Annotated in this window: 19 protein-coding genes; 3 read left to right on the top strand and 16 right to left on the bottom strand. The window is 34.7% G+C overall.

Features of this window, described 5'->3' with window-relative positions; translation table 11 throughout:
- Window positions 1-48: 48 nt before the first annotated feature.
- The 7 genes from AC5YGG_RS16895 to AC5YGG_RS16865 form a co-directional block, all read right to left on the bottom strand.
- Complete coding sequence (locus AC5YGG_RS16895; RefSeq protein ID WP_496145619.1) at window positions 49-657, bottom strand: TerD family protein; 609 nt, start codon at window positions 655-657, stop codon at window positions 49-51.
- 104 nt (window positions 658-761) lie between these two features.
- Entirely contained in the window at window positions 762-1709 is a 948-nt protein-coding gene (locus AC5YGG_RS16890) for a hypothetical protein (RefSeq protein ID WP_496145618.1), read from the bottom strand.
- A gap of 16 nt (window positions 1710-1725) precedes the next feature.
- Window positions 1726-2901, bottom strand: coding sequence for a toxic anion resistance protein (locus AC5YGG_RS16885; protein WP_496145617.1), 1176 nt, complete (start codon window positions 2899-2901; stop codon window positions 1726-1728).
- Window positions 2902-2903: 2 nt separating this feature from the next.
- Complete coding sequence (locus tag AC5YGG_RS16880) at window positions 2904-3461, bottom strand: TerD family protein (protein WP_496145616.1); 558 nt, start codon at window positions 3459-3461, stop codon at window positions 2904-2906.
- Complete coding sequence (locus AC5YGG_RS16875; RefSeq protein ID WP_496145615.1) at window positions 3451-4275, bottom strand: phosphoribosyltransferase family protein; 825 nt, start codon at window positions 4273-4275, stop codon at window positions 3451-3453. The genes AC5YGG_RS16880 and AC5YGG_RS16875 overlap by 11 nt, the downstream gene beginning before the upstream one ends.
- An 8-nt stretch (window positions 4276-4283) precedes the next feature.
- Window positions 4284-4952, bottom strand: coding sequence for an HAD family hydrolase (locus tag AC5YGG_RS16870; protein ID WP_496145614.1), 669 nt, complete (start codon window positions 4950-4952; stop codon window positions 4284-4286).
- 245 nt (window positions 4953-5197) lie between these two features.
- Window positions 5198-6736, bottom strand: coding sequence for a SulP family inorganic anion transporter (locus tag AC5YGG_RS16865; protein WP_496145613.1), 1539 nt, complete (start codon window positions 6734-6736; stop codon window positions 5198-5200).
- Between the two features lie 605 nt (window positions 6737-7341).
- Here AC5YGG_RS16865 and AC5YGG_RS16860 point away from each other — a divergent pair.
- Together AC5YGG_RS16860 and AC5YGG_RS16855 are read left to right on the top strand one after the other, a co-directional pair.
- The gene (locus AC5YGG_RS16860; RefSeq protein ID WP_496145612.1) at window positions 7342-7770 is read left to right on the top strand and encodes a transposase; all 429 of its coding nucleotides are present in this window, start codon (window positions 7342-7344) and stop codon (window positions 7768-7770) included.
- Window positions 7771-7781: 11 nt separating this feature from the next.
- The gene (locus AC5YGG_RS16855) at window positions 7782-8129 is read left to right on the top strand and encodes a helix-turn-helix domain-containing protein (RefSeq protein WP_496145611.1); all 348 of its coding nucleotides are present in this window, start codon (window positions 7782-7784) and stop codon (window positions 8127-8129) included.
- 1204 nt (window positions 8130-9333) lie between these two features.
- Here AC5YGG_RS16855 and AC5YGG_RS16850 read toward each other — a convergent pair.
- Window positions 9334-10851, bottom strand: coding sequence for a TROVE domain-containing protein (locus AC5YGG_RS16850; RefSeq protein WP_496145610.1), 1518 nt, complete (start codon window positions 10849-10851; stop codon window positions 9334-9336).
- A gap of 339 nt (window positions 10852-11190) precedes the next feature.
- Between AC5YGG_RS16850 and AC5YGG_RS16845 the strand changes: the two genes are divergently transcribed.
- Window positions 11191-11640: a VOC family protein gene (locus tag AC5YGG_RS16845; protein ID WP_496145609.1), complete on the top strand. Its 450-nt coding sequence runs from the start codon at window positions 11191-11193 to the stop codon at window positions 11638-11640.
- A gap of 439 nt (window positions 11641-12079) precedes the next feature.
- Here AC5YGG_RS16845 and AC5YGG_RS16840 read toward each other — a convergent pair whose 3' ends face one another.
- The 8 genes from AC5YGG_RS16840 to AC5YGG_RS16805 form a co-directional block, all read right to left on the bottom strand.
- Entirely contained in the window at window positions 12080-13426 is a 1347-nt protein-coding gene (locus tag AC5YGG_RS16840) for an SWIM zinc finger family protein (protein WP_496145608.1), read from the bottom strand.
- A 3-nt stretch (window positions 13427-13429) separates the two neighbouring features.
- A complete protein-coding gene (locus AC5YGG_RS16835; protein ID WP_496145607.1) occupies window positions 13430-16129 on the bottom strand; it encodes a DUF6493 family protein in 2700 nt (899 codons plus the stop codon).
- On the bottom strand, window positions 16126-18645 hold the full coding sequence (locus AC5YGG_RS16830) for a DUF6493 family protein (RefSeq protein WP_496145605.1): 2520 nt from the start codon (window positions 18643-18645) through the stop codon (window positions 16126-16128). Before AC5YGG_RS16830 ends, AC5YGG_RS16835 begins: the two co-directional genes overlap by 4 nt.
- 318 nt (window positions 18646-18963) lie before the next feature.
- Window positions 18964-19653 carry a 3'-5' exonuclease gene (locus tag AC5YGG_RS16825; RefSeq protein WP_496145604.1) on the bottom strand — a complete coding sequence of 230 codons (690 nt, stop codon included), beginning with the start codon at window positions 19651-19653 and terminating at the stop codon, window positions 18964-18966.
- Window positions 19583-20128 carry a 3'-5' exonuclease gene (locus AC5YGG_RS16820; protein ID WP_496145603.1) on the bottom strand — a complete coding sequence of 182 codons (546 nt, stop codon included), beginning with the start codon at window positions 20126-20128 and terminating at the stop codon, window positions 19583-19585. Before AC5YGG_RS16820 ends, AC5YGG_RS16825 begins: the two co-directional genes overlap by 71 nt.
- Window positions 20129-20148: 20 nt before the next feature.
- Complete coding sequence (locus tag AC5YGG_RS16815) at window positions 20149-20712, bottom strand: metallophosphoesterase family protein (protein ID WP_496145602.1); 564 nt, start codon at window positions 20710-20712, stop codon at window positions 20149-20151.
- Window positions 20713-20831: 119 nt separating this feature from the next.
- Window positions 20832-21773: an MBL fold metallo-hydrolase gene (locus AC5YGG_RS16810; RefSeq protein WP_496145601.1), complete on the bottom strand. Its 942-nt coding sequence runs from the start codon at window positions 21771-21773 to the stop codon at window positions 20832-20834.
- 195 nt (window positions 21774-21968) lie between these two features.
- A complete protein-coding gene (locus AC5YGG_RS16805; protein ID WP_496145600.1) occupies window positions 21969-22559 on the bottom strand; it encodes an RNA ligase 1 family protein in 591 nt (196 codons plus the stop codon).
- Between the last annotated feature and the right edge of the window lie 44 nt (window positions 22560-22603).

Genomic DNA, 22603 nt, shown 5'->3' with positions numbered 1-22603 from the left:
AGAGTACAAATATTGCTATTTTTTATTTATCTTTTGATTTATAAATGATTATAAATAATTCATCTGTACCGTCTGAACTGTTTGCTCCAGTTTTCTGTCTGCTGTAGGATCTCCGATGGCATTGAATTTCCATTCTCCGTTTCTTCTGTAGAATACTCCCATTACCATTGCAACATGCCCTTTAAAAGAAGCATCATTAGCAATATCATATTTTGCAAAAACTTCTTTTACATTCGTTGGTGTACCTTCATAGATACGGATAGAAGCGAAAGGAATAGTACCGAAATCCTGACCTCTATAGCTATTTAATACCATTGCTACGTGGTCAACATTAGGTTCCAGCTTACTGAAATCTACAGTAATCACCTCGTTATCAAGACCGTCATCTCCGTCTACGTCTCCTGTAAGATCGTCTCCACTATGTCTTACAGATCCGTTTCTTGATTTCAGGTTTCCGAAATAGATTACTTCAGTAACATTTTTATTTGAATCATATAAAATACAGCTTCCATCTAAGTCTACTGCTTCTTTTTTAGTTCCAAAAAGACCTTTTTTCACAATTGCTCCCCAGTTGATTCCTACACAAGCTTGGGAAAGTTCAGCTCCGTTTTCTTTTTTAAGGTTGATTCTCTGACCTTTTTGTAAGTTGATAGCCATCTTTTTATGTTTAGTTGTTATTTATATTTCAGCAAAATGGGATGAACCAAATTGCAAAAAGATTTAAAGGCAAATTTGCAGTTTACTTTTCGCTATTCTGCCTTTTAGTTATTATTTAAGTTCAAATTAAGCATTGCCCGCAAAATATTTGTTTCCTCATCAAAATCAAATATTTTACTCATAATGTCTATATTTTCAAGGTTTTTAATATAATCCTTCAATACGCCTTCTACTTCAGGGGGTAAATTGCGCTTTCTTTCATTCATACTGCTTTCAAGCAATTCATTTTTACTTTTCAGCTGATCAATGATGGTACTCTGATTCGATTGATTTTCAGAAACATCCAGCTTATCCAGTTCTTTGTCAAAAAGATAAAGCTTTTTATCATCTACATTAAAAATGAAATAATCATCAGACTGGAAGATCTTAAAAAGTTCATACTCATGAGTTCCTATGATATAACCACACACGAACCGAACTTTAAATCCCTGGATATTAAGCCTTCCCAATAATTTCCTTTCAATGGTATAATCTCTATACTGATACGCTGGAAAAGATTCAACCTTCAGCAGAGATTCATCTGCTTCAGATCTGTAAAATTCCTGTGCATATTTCTTATGAAAGTACAGTACATTTTCCCAATTGGCAGTAAAAATATCTTCTGTAAGATCTTTATACAGTGTTTTCAGATGTTGGGAAAACACACCGCTGTACATTTTCCTGTCAGTCTGAAAGCTGTCTATACGTCTTTCTTCAAAACCTGAAATATATTTTTTGTTGATGTCAATTTCATTCAGGACAGTCAGCATTTCATTTTCTTTCTGCCTTTTAATTTTGGTAAGCAGTTCAATGAGACTGTCCGTATACTGCAGGTGGAAAAGTTCTAATTTATTATAATCTAAAGCCGTATTTTCCTGGAACAGATTGTGAATAATATCTGTTTTGATATAAATGGATATTATGTCAATATGTTCAAAAAAATTAGCAAGGAGCTTAAGTCTGGTTAACCTCCTTCTGCTTTGTGACAATATAATGGCTGCATCTTCCCCCACCTTAGTATCCTATAAATTAACCTCTGACATTTGCTTTTAATTCATGCTCCAATGTCTGAAGATCCTGATCAAGCTTTCTTCTGTTTTCAGCTCCGGTTTTCTGGATCTGTTTCACCTCATTTAAGGTATTGATCAACATTGAAGTCGTTTCTCTTAGCGTTTCCACAGACACAATAGTCTGCTCATTAGCTCTCGCTACATTGATAGAGTTCTGACCAAGACGTTCTGCATTCTTTCTTAAAATTTCTTCTGTAGTAGAAGATACTTTTTGCTGGATCTCAATATTCTGCTGCTGTCTGTACATGGCAACGGCAAGTGAAAGCTGATTTTTCCATACAGGAAGTGTAGTGGTAAGAATAGTCTGTGCTTTTTCTGCAATAGAAACGTTGTTATTCTGTACGAGCCTGATCTGAGGAAGTGACTGCATCATGATCAGACGCACGACTTTAAGATCAGCCATTCTTCTGTCTAATCTCGCAATAAAATCTCTTTTATCTGCAATCTGATAATCCTGAAAATTCTGAGGATTGGCTTCCATCTGAGCAAGTTCACCTGCAGCTCTTTCCATTCTGATATTTCCTGCAATTACAAGCTCTTCAATTTGCTTGATAGAGTTTACATTACTTTCAAAAATCGTCTGAAGAACAGCGTTATCTTTTGTGGAAGTAATAATACCTGCATTTACTTTATAAGAGATCTGATCGATATTATTGATGATCTTATCATATTTCGTAAATAAGTTTTCCACCTGCGTTATTACTTTCTTCATGAAAGGTAATTTGCTAAGGAAGCTTTTTACTTTATTTCCGTTAAGCTCTTCAACGTCTACATAATTTAATTCTACTAACAGATCATTGATAAGCCCGCCTACTTCTCCTGAGTTTGATCTTCTTACATTTCCTAAGAAGCTGTCACTCTGATTGGTTAACGTTTTCTGTAGTTCTGCTCCAAAGTTTACAATAGACCCTGGGTTTGCTTCATCAATAGAGTTTGCCAGAGCTTCATATTTCTGACGTTCTTCTGCCTGTAACTGAGTGAGGTTTACATTCCCTTCTCTGTCTACAAGCACTGCGGGTGCAGCATTTTGATTTTGAACCGGTAAACTTGGCGTTGCCATGGGTGTAGGTTCAAATGTTTTAAGCGGTTCAATTGATCCTAGTGGATCTATCGGTTGATTTTCTTGATTATCCATAATTATTTCTGATAAAGTGATACAAATTTCTCAAGCCCTTCTCTCTGTCCTGCTCCTACAGCTTCAAATTTCCATTCTCCGTTTCTGTTGTAGATTCTTCCGAATTCTACAGCTGTTTCGATTGAGAAATCTTCGTCTAGTTCATATTTTAAGATCTCTTCATTCGTATCTGTATTGAAAATTCTGATGAAAGAATTTCTTACCTGTCCAAAGTTTTGTCTTCTAGAATCTGCATCATGAATTGTTACTACAACTGTAATTTCCTTTACTGCAGAATCAATTTTTGTAAGATCAATTTTGATCTGTTCATCATCACCCGCACCTTCACCGGTAAGATTATCACCCGTATGAATTACTGCCTGGTCCGGAGATTCTAGGTTGTTATAAAAAATAAAGTGATTATCTGAAACTAATTTTTTATCATCCCCTAATAAAAATAAAGAAGCATCCAGGTCAAATGCTGTTCCTGTAGAAGTATTATTGATATCCCATCCTAAACCTACAGTGAATTTAGGTGCGTTAATATTTTCTCTTTGTCCTTTTTGTAAGTTAATAGCCATAATATAATTCCGTTTGTGTTAAAGTATTGATGTTATTTTCGTATTCTTTTATTAAATGATAGTTATTACTGATGGCGAGTTCCAATAGAAGGTCCATCTGTTTCTTTTTTACTTTAGACGTAAGATAATCAAAATTACTTGATTCTAAGCTTAAAATATATTTTACAATTCTGGTATTAAACTCAAAACTTTGTTTATTCATCACTTCTGCAATATGCTCTACATTTTTCACCGCATAGTAATTGAAAAAGTTTTCAATTTTAGGATCAAGGTCAAAATTCATGAGTTCTGCATAATACAGAAACATAAAATCTGCTTCCACATTATATTCATTCAGGATTTTGTTGACCGTATATTCATGGCTTCCCGTTATCTTTATATCATCTATAAAAATACAAAGTTTTCCTCTTACAAAATCTTTATCGATATAATAAGTATCATTGGCAATCAGATTTTTGCGATCTTCGAAACTAAGATTACCATAATCTGTTATATAGGTATGATTTCTATTTATTTTTGATAAGATGGAAGATTTTTTTCCTTTTTGAAACAGATAGAAATCCAGATGTTTTTTAAAGAAAAAACACAGAAAATTGGAAGCTGTAGGAATTGCCATATAAGGACTTGGAAGCACTACAATCTGCTTATCTGTATTTAAAAGTTCTTCATTTTCAGTAATAAATCCTTCGAATAATTCTCTTGCAAATTTTTCAGCATACGACTTATCGCCATACTTGAAATAGCTGTATTCTGCAGGTGAGAAAGTAAACTCATCCGCCGAATGAATGTGGTGTAAGCTGTATCTTTTATTCATGTTTATCTTTAGTGTTTAAGTAAATGTGCACTGAAACCAAAGTCTTTTGCCCCTTTATAATCTGCGAAAGGATTATCACCAATATGCAGAATCTGAGACATTGGCAGTTCCTGATCTTTAATATTATTCTTCACTTCCTGAAAAATAAGCGGGTTAGGTTTCGAACAGTTGATTTCGTCAGAATAAATGTGAAAATCGATATACTGATCCAGATTTTCATGAATCAGAAATTTTCTCATTGTTTTTCCTTTGATGAATCCGGTATTACTCAGGATATTGATTGTCTTCCCTTGATTTTTAATTTCACCAAAAAAATCATGAATATTTTCAAATATGACAACCGGTCTGTATTCCAGGAACAATTCTTCACTTTTCACATAAAACTCATTGAGTTTTTCTTTATTTAAAAGTTTTATATCTACATTCAACGCTCCTAAAATCATCAGATAAATTTCAAAAGTATCTATATTTCCTCCTGTAACTTCATTGATGGTATTGCAAAGATCATCATAATATTTTACAGTTTTTGCAACCATTTCTATCGGTGCGTCAACATTAAAAAACGAGGAGAACAGCTCAACTCTTTTTGTTTTAAATTCAGGATGAGATTTGATTAAGGTGAGCCACAGGTCAAAAGAAAAATGACAGTGGTTGTGAATGTCGATATCTGTTTTCAATATGTTTTAGTTAAAAGTTTTATTTAGCTTTCTTGAAAAAGATTTAATTTTTTTGAATCATCAACAAGTGTTTAGTTTCTATTCTTCCCAAAGATAAAATTTTTATCATAAAAGTATCGCTTAGATTCTCTGTTTTAAGATATTTTATGATTTGATAGAAGAAACAATAAAAAAGGGTTGTAAAATTATTACAGTCCTTTTTCTGCTATTAGAGCTTATATTTTTTATTGAGATTGGCTACTTTTCTATTTTTCAGGCATTACTTTATATGTCGGATCTTCCTGAATATTTACTTCTACAACTGCTTCTGCATTTTTCAGCATTTTACGGCAGTCTTCACTGAGATGGCGCAAATACACTGTTTTTCCCTGCTGTTTATATCTTTTTGACAGTTTATCAAGAGCATCAATAGCACTCATATCCACAATGCGGCTTTCTTTAAAATCTACCACAATTTCGTCAGGGTCATTCATAGGATCAAATTTATCTGCAAAAGCTGTGGCAGAACCAAAAAACAATGGACCGTATATCTCATAATGTCTGATTCCGTTTTCATCGGTATGTTTTCTTGCCCGTATTCTTTTAGCATTATCCCAGGCAAAGACCAGGGCAGAAATAATAACTCCTACCAAAACAGCTAAAGCAAGATTATGAAGAACTACAGTAATTAAAGCAACTGTAATCCCTACAAATATATCAGACTTCGGCATTTTATTCACAATTCTGATAGAAACCCACTGAAAAGTACTGAGTGCCACCATCATCATTACCCCTACCAATGCTGCCATCGGGATCTTTTCTATGACAGGTGCACCCATTAAAATAATCATAAGGATCATGAGTGATGCAATAATTCCTGATAGCCTTGCTCTTGAACCTGCATTAAGATTTACCAGTGTTTGTGCAACCATTGCACAGCCTCCCATTCCTCCGAAAAATCCGTTTGTAATATTTGCCAACCCCTGAGCAACCGATTCTTTATTGGCACTTCCTTTGGAATTGGTGATCTCATCCACCATGGATAGGGTCAGAAGGGATTCAATAAGTCCTACTCCTGCCATAATCAATGCATACGGAAAAATGATCTGCAAGGTTTCCAGTGTAAAAGGAATCTTAGGAATATGAAAACTTGGAAGATTGCCGCTGATGTGAGCGATATCTGCTACTGTCTTCGTTTGAATATTAAATCCGAAAACTACAGCGAATACAACAATAATAGCCACCAGAGAAGCGGGAACAGCTTTTGTAATTTTAGGAAAGAAGTAAACAACAGCAATCGTAAGAGCTGTTAATCCTGCCATGATATACAGGGGAACTCCCTGAAGCCAGCCGACTACTCCATTGCTGTCTGTAATTTTAAATTGTTCTACCTGTGCCATGAAGATAATAATTGCCAATCCGTTCAGAAAGCCATACATTACGGGTTGAGGAATAAGCCGTACAAATTTGCCGAGCTTAAAAATTCCGACAAGCATTTGAAGAATTCCTGCCAGCGCAACAGTTGCAAAAAGATATTCTATTCCGTGAGATTGTATCAGGGCGATCAATACTACGATGGTAGCCCCTGCTCCTCCTGAAACCATTCCGGGACGTCCTCCTAAAACCGCTGTTACAAAACCCATTATACATGCTGCATACAGTCCTGTAAGAGGTGAAAGCCCGGCAAGAATGGCGAATGACAAAGATTCAGGAATCATAGTCATCGCAACGGTAAAGCCTGCCAGCAACTCATTTTTATAATTTATTTTTTTCGAAAAGTCGAATAAGCTTATAGTATTTTTCATTGAACTGCAAAGTTATGGACTTGCTGAATGGTATACAATTTTTTATTCTTTACTTCGTTATCATTAAAATATTTCACACATAAGTACATATAATATGTTAATTTTAATTAAAATTTCTCTATAAACCTACATTTTTATATTTTCGACAGGAATCTCTTATGATTTTTGTTTAAATTTGAGAGCAATTAAGCAGATTATTTGGTACTAAACAAAATATTCAAAGCATAAAAAACTGGTTGTCAAAACACAACAAGTGAACACATAAGGCTTATAAATAGTATTGCATGAAAAAACTTTAATAGGTTATATATTATTTACACAAAATGGTAGAGAAAGGAAGTTTGAAAAAGAAGAAGAGTTATAAATCCATTGAAAATAAGGAATATAACCTAATTACATTAAAGTAGCGCGGAGCATATTATTTTATTAAATTAAGCAATCCTATCCTGATTAATTTTTTAAAATTTCATTGTTCTACAAATTCTCAGATCTTCTTACCAGCCTCCTATCTCAAACATTTGCATTACACCTTGTAATACATTATAATATATCTTCTATTCTGGCTTTTATGCAAAAGTTTTATTAATAGATAATATTAAAAAAGAATGTTATACAAAGAGATCCATATTGGGACGTTTATTAAGGAAAAAGTAGATGAAAACGAAATAACAATGGAGAGGATCTGCAAGTTTCTGAGCAAAGATGAAGAGGCTGTGGAAAAAATGTACAATAGCAAATCTATGGATTCTGATCTTCTTCTAAGATGGAGTAAACTATTGGAGTATGATTTTTTCAGACTTTACAGTTCCCATCTGATTTTATATGCTCCTCCGGCTGCCATCAATAAAAATCAACAGAAGTCTGATAAAATTCCTTATTTCAGAAAGAATATTTACACCCAGGAAATCAAAGAGTTTATCATGAAAAGAATTATATCTGGTGAGATGACCCAAACTGAGGTTATTAAAGAATACTCTATCCCTAAGAGTACTCTTCACAGATGGCTTCAGAAAAGTGATAATATGAACGGATAAACTGAAACAAAATGCGCCCTAATTACAAAAAAATCTATCAGGATATGCTTAAGCTTGAATATCCTGATAAATTGAAAGATCCAAAGATCAAAGAACTTCTTGGCAAACTGGAAACTACGGAAGATGTTCTGAAATTTAATGACAGGCTCTTCAAACCTTCAAAGGAAAGCCAGAAAAACAATCAGAAGCTAAAGACTTACGATAAGAAAACCATGCTGAAACTTCTTCAGTATCAGAAGAAACACGGACATTCTACCAGCTATATGTCTAAAAAATATAAAATAAGCAGAACGACCCTCACCAAATGGAAACAAATGTTCGAGGAAGAACTTGAAAATAAAGAACAAAAAGCCGATTGATCATCGGCTTTTTTTGTAAAGGTAACTATAAGGAAAAAAGGGGGCTTTACTTGCCGGATTCGAACCGGATAACCTTGCCGGAATTACCGACTTCGTTATTCCTCCCCAAATGGCTGTAACGATGAATTTTTTCCCAACGATACTTATACAATACATTCAGAACTGAGCCAGAGGCGGGAAGAAAGGAAGTTTAGAAAATTACGATACAAAGATGTATTCCGATTCCCCGCTTCCGGCTTAGTTACTGAAATATAATCTTATAAAAACAAGGTAATAATCAAATAGTGATGTCGTGCTCTACCAGCTGAGCTACCCTTCCTTTAATTTTATTGGAAGAGACAGGATTCGAACCTGTGTCCCCGTCGTAATGAGCGAAGTAACACTATTCTACGACACTTGTTTGTTTTTTTAAAAAAAGAGGCAAATATTCGAAAAGACTTTTATAAATCATTTTCATGATCTATTCTGGAGTCGAACCAAATGTAACCGAAGTAAGCCTTCTCTACGGCACTCTTTCATCATATCAAGGTAAAAATTTTGGAATCTTCCGTGCATTTGCTCTAACCAACTGAGCTACTTTTCCTTTTCGAGGGAAAAGGCAGGACTTGAACCTGCGACACAATGTTTATGATCTCGAAGTATGATTCCAGAACGACACTTGAAAACAGCAAGGCAATGGTGCAAACAGACACGTATTAACGGTGTGCTCTCTTTATACTATCTGCCATTGCAGAACAGGACTTGCACCTGTACTTCCGTTACCCCACGAAGTATTTCTGTTTTACGGCACTTGCTTTTTTATAAAACCAAGCAATTCAATTGTAAGAGTAATGGTTCAATTAAAAGTTGACGATGGAACTCTTACACACGGCATTGGTTTATTTTTACCAGGCAATTTTCGAAAAGACTCTGTCAGTTTGGAATCGAAGTATGTCTTCTCTTACGGCACCGGTGTTAATTGTTACTACAAAATTATACGGTTAGTACGCAATCTATTTACGTAGATATTTTTTTTAAAAAAGAGAAATTACAATTTGAAATAGCTTAAAAATCCCTAAAATCGGAAGCAAAATAATTAATACATCCATAGCCCCGATTGCAACGGCATCCTTTTTCTGTTTTGGCTTGAAATAAGCACTGGCGAAAAAGATACAGTGAAAAGCGGGAATAAGCTTCTAAAAATAGTTTTTAAAAGCAGTGCCTTTTACAGCACTACTTTTTGTATGATTTCAATTGCAGATTTTTGGTCTTCCAACGCATTCAGTACATCGAAAATTTTGTCTGACCAACCAGCAATAAGGTACACATCATTTCTTTTGATATCTATTGGCTGTCTTCCATACCCTGCTAGGTCAAAAATATATAATTTGGCATTAGGTGCCAAAGCTTTATATTGGGTCCAGGAATATTCAAAAGAGTTTTGATTATTATTGCTGTCCCAAAGCTGAGTATCGGTAAACAACATTACTTTATCTACTTTTTCTTTTCTTCTGATCAAATCTTCAATCACCAGATAACCGTTTGTAGAGTATCCTACTTCTCCTTCTCGCTTGTAGAAAGCATCTACGTTTCTAAGGATTCCATTTTTAGGCATCGGAACGCGTAACCAACGGTCACCAAATATTCCCGTCACTACATTCTGGCATTTTGACTGTAGGATCATAGACATCAGAAGACCGATATCATACAACAAAATTTTACTTTTGGGAGATACTGATTTCTGCATAGAACCTGAAACGTCTGCTGCAATGACTACTGAAGTCCCAAAACCAAAGCCTTTGATGTTCTGAGCACTTTGGGCAACAGCTTCTTCCAATGCCTCCAATACGGATGACAAATAAGGGGAATCAACAGCTTTCAATTCTCTGTACGCAGCAAGAAAACGGAATGGTAACTGTTTGGAATGTGCCACCGCTTTTTCATCAGCCAGATAACGACAGACTTTCTCCATAGCTTTAGAAGACACTTCTGCTTCCAGGATGTTTCTGAGGTTTCGTAATGTTGCCATATAACCTAATTTATTACTAAAGATCAGCTCTTCCCATTTATTTTTGAAAGCCAATTTTCTTTCTGCTTCATTAATAAATTTGGTCTGTCCCAATACTGAAAGCTCTACTTCCCAGGTGTAAGGAGTTTCCAATATACCATGAGCAATTTTATTGAAAATTGTCTGTTGATCATCATTTTTAGCTTTGGGATGAACAAGGAATAAGGCATCTTTCATTGTTACCTCAGCCTTTCTGTTATATTTTGCAAATTGGTATTCGTCAAACCTATTGAATGATTTCGCGAGACCTTTCTGAATCTGCTTGGATAATCTGTTCAGCTTTTTAGTTTCTGTTCTTTTATTGGATAATTGGTAATATGCCAATAATTCTGTGATTTCATCCGCTCTCTGAACAACGCTATCCACAGTTCTGCTTACCAGATCAGAGCCTGAAATTTCTTTTGCCAACTCTGTAGCCAAGACTAAAGGAACAGAACGTAAATGCATATCTTTTCTCGCATAAACAGCTAATTTTGCTACAAATTCCGGGTCATTTTTGCCAATCAGAGACTTTATTCTCTCTAATCTGCCATCTCCTTTTTCATAAGAGATATTGGACAGTCCTGTTGTCACCACAGCACTATATAATTCTTCTTCAGGTGTCATTATGTATGCTTTTTCACCTTCGTAGTTCAAGACTTCTTTATTTTCTTTTTTCAAAAAATTAAATTTCATGAGTTACTGTTTTTTTGTTAAACATAGGGAGAGTTGCTTCCTCTCTGATTTCTGATGCAAAGTAACAATGGAATTACGCAGTCATTTTGCGTAGTTTATTTTTTATAAAATTTTATTTTTTTGAATGTCTTGTAGACCTTTTGATGTCTTTTGACTAAATCAGAATGAGAAGTTTTAATATTTTAAGCAGACCAAAATCTGTTTCTATTGCTTAGGTTTTACTTTCGCAGATGCAATCTTTTATTTAAACCTTCTATTATTCAATTCAAATAAAGGAATTAGAAATGTAAGTTTTTAAAGCGCCGGTTTTCTAGCTTTGTTATTATTAAAATTAAAGCTATGATTAAAGGATTATATGAAACTCATGTTCAGGTAAGTGATTTGGAAAAAGGTATTAAGTTTTATACGGAAGTATTAGGGCTGAAATTGGCACACAGAGATGAAACAAGACCTATAGCATTTCTATGGATTGGGGAAGATAAAGAGTTTATGCTTGGACTATGGGAACAGAAAGAGAACCTTCAGACAAGGCATTTTGCCTTTTCGAGCAGTAAGGAAGATATTTTGAACTATTCTGTAAAGTTTTTAGAGGATAAAAATTTGAATCCTTATAACTTCCTGAAAAATGGCAGCATTGAATCCATGGTTTTTGCCTGGATGCCAGCGTTGGCTATTTATTTTAATGATCCAGATGGTAATCAACTTGAATTTATTTCAATTCTTGAGGGTGATGGAAAGCCTGAATTGGGTGTTTTGACTTACGATGAATGGATGAAACGAACACAATAAAATATTTTTTAAATTTTTAATAGCCACGAATTCACAAATAAAAATCTGTGCATCCGTGGTATATTTTAAGCTTTTAGATGAAATAGCATTAACCTTCTTATATTTTTAAATAGCCACGAATTCACGAATAAAAAATCTGTGCATTCGTGGCATTTTTTTAAGCTTTTAGATAAAATGGTATTAACCTTCTTATATTTTTAAATAGCCACGAATTCACGAATAAAAAATCTGTGCATTCGTGGCGCTTTTTAAAGCTTTTAGATGAAATGGTATAACCTTCTTATATTTTTAAATAGCCACAAATTCACTAATAAAAAATCCGTGCATTCGTGGCATTTTTTTAAGCTTTTAGATGAAATGGTATCAACCTTCTTATATTTTTAAATAGCCACGAATTCACGAATAAAAATCCGTGCATTCGTGGCATTTTTTTAAGCTTTTATTGGCTATTGGCAAGTTTTTTTACAGCAAGAACGTGTTTACAGGGACCTCTTTCCCCCTGGTACTTACTGAACCATTCACACGTGCAGCGTTCTTTATCTTCTTCAAGAATAACCGTGTGATGCACACCTGTTCCCTGTACTCTTGCCTCTGTTCTTTCTTTATTTTTATTTAATATTTCTACTTTTCCACCTTCTATCAATTTTTCTGCATTCTTCATACGAGGGTTTAAACCTAAAATCCGGCTGAGTTTAAAAGGAAGTCTGCGATAGAAAAATTCATTTTCGTCAAGATCATAACCTAATAATCCCATTGCGGCTAATCTTCCCGTAATATTATCAGTTGTACTCAAGCTCAGGTTTTCATCTACAGCTAAATTTCTTCCATTGAATGATTGATTAGCATAAGCATATTTATCTAAAGCATCGATCCACTCATCAGGTACCTCTGTTGTAAGGCTCTCCAATACCGCTCCTTCACCAGAAAATCCCCGCCAGCTTTCTCTGGATAAAGAGAAACTGAATTTTATATTTCCCATATACAGCTGCCATGTGGTAGATTGCATATTAGTATGAGGAAATACCTGCATACTGTCTATGTAAGGAAGTAATGGCTCTAGCAGCCGAAGCCTGTGAAGCCCACCGATACAAACGGCATCCGCAGATTTTACCGGTGAAAACATAGGCTTGTTTCCTCTCACCATAAGATAATAGTCTGATTTTACTACTCCTTTCGGCATTCCTCTGAATAACTGCTGCGTCTGAATTTTATTAAATGTATGCTGTTTTTCGGATTCTGAAAGATAAATCTGTACAGTCCCCAGCCCTTTGATCCACTTTTCAGGTAATGGTACCTTTCTTTCAATTACTTTTTTTTCCTCTTTATAAAGACCAACTTCTTTTTCCCCCACGGAAAGCATAATTTTTTCGTTTGGACGAATACTTCCTAATGCAGTTATCATTGGCTGATTAAAATCTACATTGGTGGTTCCGTTTTCCAGAAATTCACCATCCAGCCCGTCAGGAAGAACATCTATCCTTGCATATACACCGGCACAATGAGAAAAACCTTCAAAACGAAGCCTTTCATTTCCGGCGGTTACAATAGGATCTTTAAGCAATGCCATCTGAAATGGAGACAGGTTGAAACTTGATTTCACAATATTGGAAAGTGTAATCAGGCAACGTGCCAGAATAAAAGGTTGTCCTACGTTTCCCCAGAAAAAGCAGGGAGCGTCGGTATTTTTCTGTATCTCACTGTATTTGGCAAGAAACAGTTCTTCAAGGGCATCTTTCCGAACCAGCGAAGAAGATTTTGAATAGTTGTAAATGAGCGTATCTTCCATAATTTATTTTTTAAGAAGAAGATTGCAGATTTTTTTCAGGCTTGAGTTTTCTTTCCAATCGTTTAGCTTTTCTATAACTTGTTGATTGGCTTCTGATTGGTTTAAAGCCAAAACTTCATGGTAAATTTCTAACAGTTTTTTCAAGTTGGTAATCGGTTGCTCCATTTGAAGTAATATATTAGATATGAATTCTTCCAAAGCAATATTATGATCTTTGCTTACATTCAGCATATGATGCTGCATAAGATCCGTTAATCTCTTAACAGGTGCCCATTCCAGCTTTTCGTGCAGACCAACCACTTTTCCTAATTGAGCATTATCTATCATTTTGTGGGAAACATGTTCCAGCCAAATTTCAGCTGCAGTTCCTCTGATGGTTTTATCACCATCTAAGAATATTGTTCCCAGAAATAAATATCCCATGGAATCCAAAGGTTTCTTAATCTGATATAGAGCCTGCGCTGTATGAAGCACCAGATTTCTTTCATATACTTCTGCGATACCGGAATAGAAAAGACAATATTTAATAACCTTTGCCAGAGCATTTCCTAATGTATTTGGAAAACACCACATCAATGCCGGAATTTCGGTAAGCTCTTTCTGCTCAGCCACAAAGTATTCCAGGAATAAAGGTTCTTTTCTTTTTTCTAAATGATATTTTGGAATTACAATATTTAATTCAACCGGATAATATGAATTTTTCTTACTGTCTATTGTTTTCCAACTATAATTTCCGGAGAAGAATTCTACAGGAATAGTATCATATCCAAAATCCTTAAATTCTTTAAATATAGTTTCCGGAGAACGTGTAATTCCTGCTGTCATCCACCATGACGGATGTTCAAATTTCCCTTTCGGTGTTACATTTCTACCGAAGAAAAATAGCAATAGGTCTTTGTATTCTCCTTTTAATTTTTTTTCAACCTGCTGTAATGCTTGTGATGTATTATCTAAAGCGCAACGCTGCAGTGCCAATTGAAGATCAAGATGATGAGGTTCAATATTTTTATTCTGATAAATCTCAAATTTTTCTACCAGAATCTCCGGTGAAATCCAACACGGTGAATGCGTTGTGGTAAACAATAACGGAGTATCGTCACCCAATTTTATTTTATGATTAACGTAGATTGCAATTTCTTTGAATGCCTCCATCGTAGGACATTCTGCCCCCACATTTTCAATTGGTCCTAACTTTTTCTGATAGTTGGAATAAACTTCTCTTGACGCTTCTTCATCACGGGTTTTTTGATATATTTTTTCAAGATTTTTAAGCTGAAGAGGATATTTTCCTAATAAGCTTAATCCATAATTAATAATCAGATTGCACAATAAAACATTTAAATAAGGAACTTCCCACTTTGCAATAGTTTTACAGGCTTTAAGAAATACCGGCTCGATTAATTTTACAGATTCGGCATCCACATCATTCGCAAAACGGATAAATCCATCCAATGCTATATCACAATGATGACTGTACGGATCATCAATAGCCAAAGGAAGAAAGAACATAAGGTCTTCAAAACTCTCCAGTACTTTTACTTTATTCCCGTCTGTAATAAGAGATAATTGTTCTGAAGTAATGACGTCCAGTTCAGGTTGCTTTTCTTCTATGTATTTTGCTAAAACTGGGCGCACATTCGTTAATATATTATCAGAATAATGAGAAAGAGCCTCCATCATATTTTCAGATGCAGGGATATATCTGTGAATGATTTTTGCAGCTTTTGACTGTATACCATCATCTTTACTTACAAATGCTGTGCTTAAAGCCATTCCCAACATTTCCGGATCTATGATCTTCTTTTGGAATATCTTTTCTGTAAGCATCAGACTGGCAATAACCACTGTTTTCACTTCTGAGCTCAACAAATTCGGTAAGTAATGAGAAAATTCATCACTCTTAAATTCAGAAGTTCCCACTATTTTTTTAAGATGCGTTAAGAGGGTATTGACCGCTTTTGACTGTGGTGAGGAAAGCCCTGCAAGCAGATCATCCTGAAGTTCTACTAATTCTTCATCTGTTGGTTTCAATGCTGTAAACGAATCCATAAACCAACCCGTCACATTTTTATTGAAATTTCTGTTTGCAGCTAGAAGGCATTCTCTCAGAAATCTTTTTCTTTCAATTTTCTTATCTGCTACCAGCTTTTGTATTAATGGAAACCATTCTTTCTGAAAAGGAAGTGATTTAGAAGGATATTCGCATAAATACCAAAAATGGGTACTAAGCGTATCCGGGTGATGATATAAATCTGCTACAGGATAGTTACTTAAGTGATACCCCAGTAATTCCGGCTTAGGTTTGATATAGCCTTTTTCTGTCCATCCTAAAATATCTTTATAATTAAAAGCTGTAAATTCAGCGTCTATAGAATCATTAATGAAGTCTGAAAACCAATCCGGGCATCCCCATTCCAGTATTTGCTCTGCCTGTTCAGCATTTCGGAAAATACTCCAGTAATTTTTACCAAAGTTTTTCTGATCCATACAAACAAATGATGCAATGTCTATAATTGAGTGCTGATTCACAGAACCCGCAGTATGATAAGAGTTTTTGGTCATGATGATCTTATTGATCTCACGGTCCATTTTTTTTATCGTCGGTACTAATGTTTTCTTTTCTTCTGAAGAAAGCTGTTTCAAAAAAGGGATGATCTCATGTACTTTTTCCTCATTAAGAATCTCATAAAGTCTCTCTTTCATTGGTTATTAATTTGATGTATAATTTTTTTCAGGTTATTCTCTTTTTCCCATTCTTGAAACAAATCCAGAAGACTTTCATCCACTTGGGTCTTGTTCTGATTAAGCAGTTCATAATAAAGCTCCAATAGCTTTTTAAGATTAAAAACCGGTTTTTTAATTGCTGAAAGAATGGATATCAGCAGTTTCTCAAAGGCTTGATTATGACTGGCACTCAAATTAATAACATCCGAAATACCGTCTGTAAATCTTTTCACAGGAGCCCATCCGAAATTAATTGTTTCCCCCATCAAAATCCCAAATTTCTGTATATTGAAATCTTCGGAAACCACCTTGCTTATTAAGACTTCAAAAGCCATACCAGAGAAGGTCTTATCTTTATTAAACAGTCCCGAAGAGAGGAATAAATAGTGTACCGGCTGAAAAGGTGCATTTAATTTCATCCATGCATCAAGAAACGCTACATTTCCTTTAATATCATATTGATAATCAGCATTTGATAAATTTTCATTGTATTTTTTTGCAACTACTGATCCTGAAAAATAAGGGGCTGTATATAAAATATGAATCAGGTCCCGATCATAAACACCATGATAGGAATTGAACAAATGATCCAAAAAAGAAGCGTTTTCCGGGAGCTGTTTTTGATTTTCAATATCTACTAAAATTTGTGGGATTTCTTCTGTCCCATTCCATTTGTATATTTTTCTGTAACCGAAATCCCAATGGAAACTTCCATCCAGATATTCTTTCTGATATTGATCTTTGAAATAATTCTCATCAAAAATAGGTTTCAAAAGATTAAGATAAGCTTCACTCAAGTGTTCTGTTGCATATTGCTCTGCATCCTGAAGATTTTCTTTTTCTACACGAAGTATGGCTATCTCCAAATCAAAAGGGATAGGCTGCTCGCCATACTGCTGATAAATTTTTACCTTATCAACAAGTTTACGGGCTGTAATCCAGCAGGGCGTATGATCCGGAACTGAAAGCATCGGAAGCTTTTTATTTTGTTTTAATAATTCATAAATCCCCAGCAGTAATTTGTGATAAGCTTTGAAAATAAAAGGGGTTTTCTTTTCACTCCAGCTTTCAAGGGCAGGAAATCCCAGTCTCGCTTCCTGTAAAATTTTTGATTTATTTTCATATTTCAATAAGCCGTAATGTATCAGAAATGTAGCCAGCAAATGATGAAGTCCCAATGTTTCTTTTCTTTTGAAGGCAGCTTTGAAGGCTGGCTCCAATTGATTAAGGTGTTCTTCTGTAAGGTCATCATTAAACCTTAATAATGCATCCAGAAACAGATCGAAATGATACGGTTCATTATTATTGAATATCTGAGACGCCAGAAATATAAAATCATCGATATTCTCAATAGGCAAAACAGGTTGTGATATATGCCACAAGTCATTTTTATATGGTGATTTTTCTTTGGGCTCAAGAATTCTATTTTCTACAAAAAATTCTTTTAACAAAGTATGGGCATCGGTAAGAATAGAGTCTCTATAAGAATGCAATTCGTTCTTAACCCTTTCTGAATTTTTGTTTGCGTATTTAGCAATAATTTTTGCAGCTTTTGTCTGAAGGGTTTTATCTTTATTCAGAAAAACAGGCATTAAAAGAATACAAACTTCCTCGCTGTATGTTTTGTCATGTTTTACAATTTTCTCCAAAGCCTGAAGTATTGCATTGATAGTATTCTTTGTGGGAACCGTCATCAATGAATCTGCAAATTGTAAAAATTCTTCAGTTTTAAAATCATTATCTGTAAATACTGAGCTGAGTACCTTCAATACTCCAGGGTGCAAAGAATATTGCGTTGAATGAAAAATAATAAACATTTCATCCTGCAATCCTATAATCTCTTTATTCGTAGGTTCCAAATGGGTAAAGAGTTCCAGAAACCAAGCATTATGCTCTTTTGAAAAATTGAAATTGATAGCATTGAGTGTAGTTTTCAACAATCTCGGACGATCTATTTTATTTTCATCAGAAAGCTTTTTGAAGATATCTTTCCAATTTTTATCCCTGTAAGATCCAGTCACTCCAGATTCATATTCAAATAAAAGCCAGATATGAGATTTGAGTGTCACCGGATAAGTAAACAGTACTTCATCAGTTCTTGAAGAAGATGCCAATAGTTCAGCACATATTTCATCATTTATGGTAAAATATTCCTTACTTTCCCATTCTAAAACTTTCAAATAATCAAAACCTTCTAAAAACAGGGAACTTCCTCCGATCCATTCCGGAACGTAGAATTCAAATAGTTCGTCTATAAGATTAACTGGGACTGAATAGTATCCGGGTCTTAATTTCTCATATTCAGCTTTTGTTGTACTACATGCCAAAGCTGCTAACACAGAGATTGCATTGTGCCCCCATTCCTTATTGATGTGTTTCTTCAGGATGGAAGCAACTTCTTTTTTATCTTTTGGTATTAGTTTTTTAAGAAACGGAACTATTTCCTTGATTTTATAGTTTAAATATATCGTCTTAAATTCCTCTGCAATAAACATAAATTCTTTCTTGTCAGCTAAAATAACAAAAATTGACTGACAGACAGTAAATTATCCCCAGAAAGTGAATTTTTTAACAAAAATTTAAGGTAATTAAAGTATATATATTGTCTGATTTAATTCACTGTATAAAATTCCCTGTTTAAAGATTTATTAATTAAAAACAGTAATCTTAGTATAAATTTCATTATTACGGTTCTGATATAGTAAGGAAAAAACGGTTTGAGCTGATTACTCAAAATATGCTGGGATTATCGCGTAAAAAAAGCTGTACAATGAGTGTACAGCCTTTGAGTTTATTCATTTTTCAGAGAGTTCTTAATTGTTTTTCATACACCAATGTAGGATTTTGGCAATGTTTCTTGCATCATCTACCCCTCTGTGATGAGTTCCGTCAAGCTTGAACCCAAGTTCATTCAAAGCCCTCTGCATTCCTACGCTTTTTCTAATGGTGGGATGTATTTCCCCGAATAAGGTTTTCACATTGATATGATCATCACCTAACGGATAATCCACATAAAACCTTCTTGCCTGATCCTGAAGCATATTCAGATCATAGTTTCCATAGCTTGCCCAGGTTAGGTTTTCGGAATCATATTCTGCTCTTAGAATATCAAAAGCATCTTCAAGCGCAATACCTTCATTATCCAGCAAGTTTTGGGTAAGCGTTGTCAGTTCTGTGCAGAAAGGGCTTACTTTTGAGTGCTGAGGTTTTATTAAAATTCCTTCATTTCTGGAGATCTTTCCGGTTTTTGCATCCATAATGCATACTCCGATTTCTATGATCTCACTTTCCTGACCTCTCGGGGGTCTGTTTTCCCAACATGTTGCTTCGAGGTCTATAATTAATATATTATCTGTTGTTTTCAATTGTTTATGTTTTAAGGTTAAAAGAAGAAAGTTGGTCGTCTTTAAACGTTTACTCCCGTCTCTATTATTATCCCAAAATCTCATTGAGAATTTTGGCTGTGTTATAAGCATCGTCTGCCCCGCTGTGATGATTTCCATCGAAATTCATTTTAAGATGATCAAGAGCTCTCTTCAATCCTATAGATTTATGAAGTTTGAAATGTCTTTTAAATTCGTACATCACGTCAAGATATTCTCCTGAAAAAGGATTTTCTATTCCGAGCCAGTCACACTGTTCGAAGATCTGTTCTCTGTCGAAATTACCATATCCAGCCCAGGTAAGCAGTTCCGGATTGTACTCCTCCATTATTTTTTCGCAGGCTTCTTCGAAATAGATTCCTTTTTCTTCTATAAGTTGCGGTGTAATTCCTGTTAGTTTTGTACAGAAGCTGTTAATCTCTGATCTTTCGGGAATGACATAAATGCTTTGTTTTTGGGAGATTAAGTTGGAGGTAAGGTCCAATTTACAAATTCCCATTTCTATGATATCGACTTTTTGTCCAATCGGAATCCTGTCGTTTTCCCAACAGGTTGCTTCCAGATCTACAATTATTATTTCATTGGTTGTTTCCATGATTATTATAAATCTCTAGCTTAGTTCCTTGGAGCAAAAGGCGGCGTCCATTTTTTCTTTTTCATTATTTCTTTCACTTCTTCGTAGGAAATCGGATAGAAGTTATGGCAATCTACTCCCACATCAAAGCTTAGCGCCATTTCATCATCCGGTAATGTTCCGTGTGAGTGTCCGTATAATTGCCAGACTCCACGATGTGAACCATTCCATGTTCTCATAGAGTAATGAAAGAGAATGATCTTCTGTTTTCCATTATTGTTATCCTCTTCATCTATTCTGAGTTCATGATAATCTCTGATGGAAGCAAATCTTGTGGGATGCGTTAAAGCAGCACCTTCATGATTTCCTTTTATGAGATGAATATTGCCATTTAACTGATCCAGAATTTCTTTTGTAAAATCCGGTTTACCAAGACTGAAATCTCCTAAATGGTAAACAGTATCTCCAGGATTTACTTTTTCATTCCATCTTTTGATCAGCTCTTCGTTCATATGTTTGAGAGACTCAAAGGGTCTTTCGGAGAATTTTATAATATTTTCATGACCAAAATGATGGTCTGCTGTAAAAAATATATTGGGTTTCATTTTTTTATTTTTTGTTGTTTTATTGAACCACCCATCAAATCTGTGATTTGACACCCATCCGTAGAAGGGAATATTACGTTTTCAACTTCAATCTTTGTGAAGGGTGGCATCCTATTTTTTTAATTTTGAAATGCTTTATAAAAAGCAGTTTCAATTTCCTGTTGATCATTTTCAGTATACCTTCTTGAAAAATGGATCGGAACAGCTTGCTTTACCTTACATTCATTCATAATTTTTCCTGATGCAGACGCAAAACTGTGATAATTGAGCCTGGCAAATTCCTGATCCGAATCTTTATAAAACGTTTCAATGTACACCATATCTGCATTATTGAAGACCGATTTTATTTTTTTATAATTGTCCTCATCGGCTGCATGGTCCATGATAACGCCTAATCTGTAACCTTCACTTCTGGTCAGTAAATGAGATAGATCTGATGCTTTGTACAAGGTTCCTTCTATCTCAATTTCTTTATCCGTATCATTATTTTCAAAAGCTGTCTTCAGTTCGCTAATCCATTTCCCTTTCTTAAAATCAGAAGCATTTTCATTGAAGGTGACTGCGTCTTTTTCTTTAAACAAATAAGCTATAGAATCTGTTTTATGATCAAGAATGGCAAAATCAACATCCACATAGACATCTTCAAAAAGAAAATTCTGTGTTTTTACCAATTCCAGGTTCCAGTATGGCGGACGGATTGTATATATATTAATTTCATCTTTGGAAATAATTTCACGGATCTCGTATTCAATGGCATTTTCATCGATTAAATTCCAGGTATAGGATTTTAATCTTGCTTCGACCTGCTGATGAATATTTTTTGGTCCGCAAATCACTACTTTTTCTCCGCTTCCGATCTGATGCCTGAAAATACCGTCAAAATTCGAAAAGTGATCGATATGGGTATGGCTGATGAATATCGCGGATATTGTTTGTATCTCCTTTACCGTCAGTAAACTCGCTTCACCACAATCGCATAAATAATGCTTTCCTGAGTTGGGAACTTTTATTAATACACTGATGTCTTCTTTTAAAAGACTTTTTATTTCTGCTTGTAACATTATTTTTTTTCTTTTTAAACCACCCCGTCAAAAATTTTTTGAATTTTCGCTACCCCTCCAAGGGAGGGGAATTTTCACGTCTTCATCTGAAATATTTGTAAACATTCTAGCTATTCAATACATCTCAAAGGTTTGTGGTTGTGTTTATACATAAAAAAGTTCCGGTAAAAAAATTACCGAAACTCAATCTTTATTTTAAACAATAAGTTCTTTTATCGCTTTTCTACGTACACCAAAATCAGATTTCCTGATCTTACACATACGATTATCCGCTGGATGATGAAAAACAATACCTTCCATATTATTCTCAGGATTGCTCAAAAAGTTTTTGATACATTCAAAATCTAAACTTTCTAACCTAAGAATATTACTTCCATGTTTTACTAATAAATGACCTTTAATATTTTCAGGATTTCCTTGTACTTTCTCACCAATAAGCTCGTAAGTGCCATCTTCTACCTTGCCCGATTCAGCCAACGCGTTGAATCCTTCCCAGAAGTATTGATCATCTTTTTTCTCTATGCTACACTCTACCCAATGCGGATGATGACCTGTAATAAGATCTGCTTCCTGACATGGAATTGCACCTTCAGGAGCTGATTTCCCTTTTTTGGCATCGTATCTTTTGTATAATTTCCCTTTGATCACCGCACATGCAGAACCATCAAACTTTTGCGTAGCAATAGCTTTTCCATCAAAAACCCAATTGTTTTCAGGATTGATTTCGTTAATAACTCTTCCTAAATTATTTATATCTTTTTTGAATAATGTACTTATCTTTTTCATTTTTAATCTGTTTTAACAGCAAAAGTTTTTTATTTCATTGGCAT

The organism is Chryseobacterium sp. CS2K3, assembly GCF_059515185.1.
Note: the sequence above shows the minus strand (reverse complement) of the source record. Positions and strands in the feature narration are given on the sequence as shown.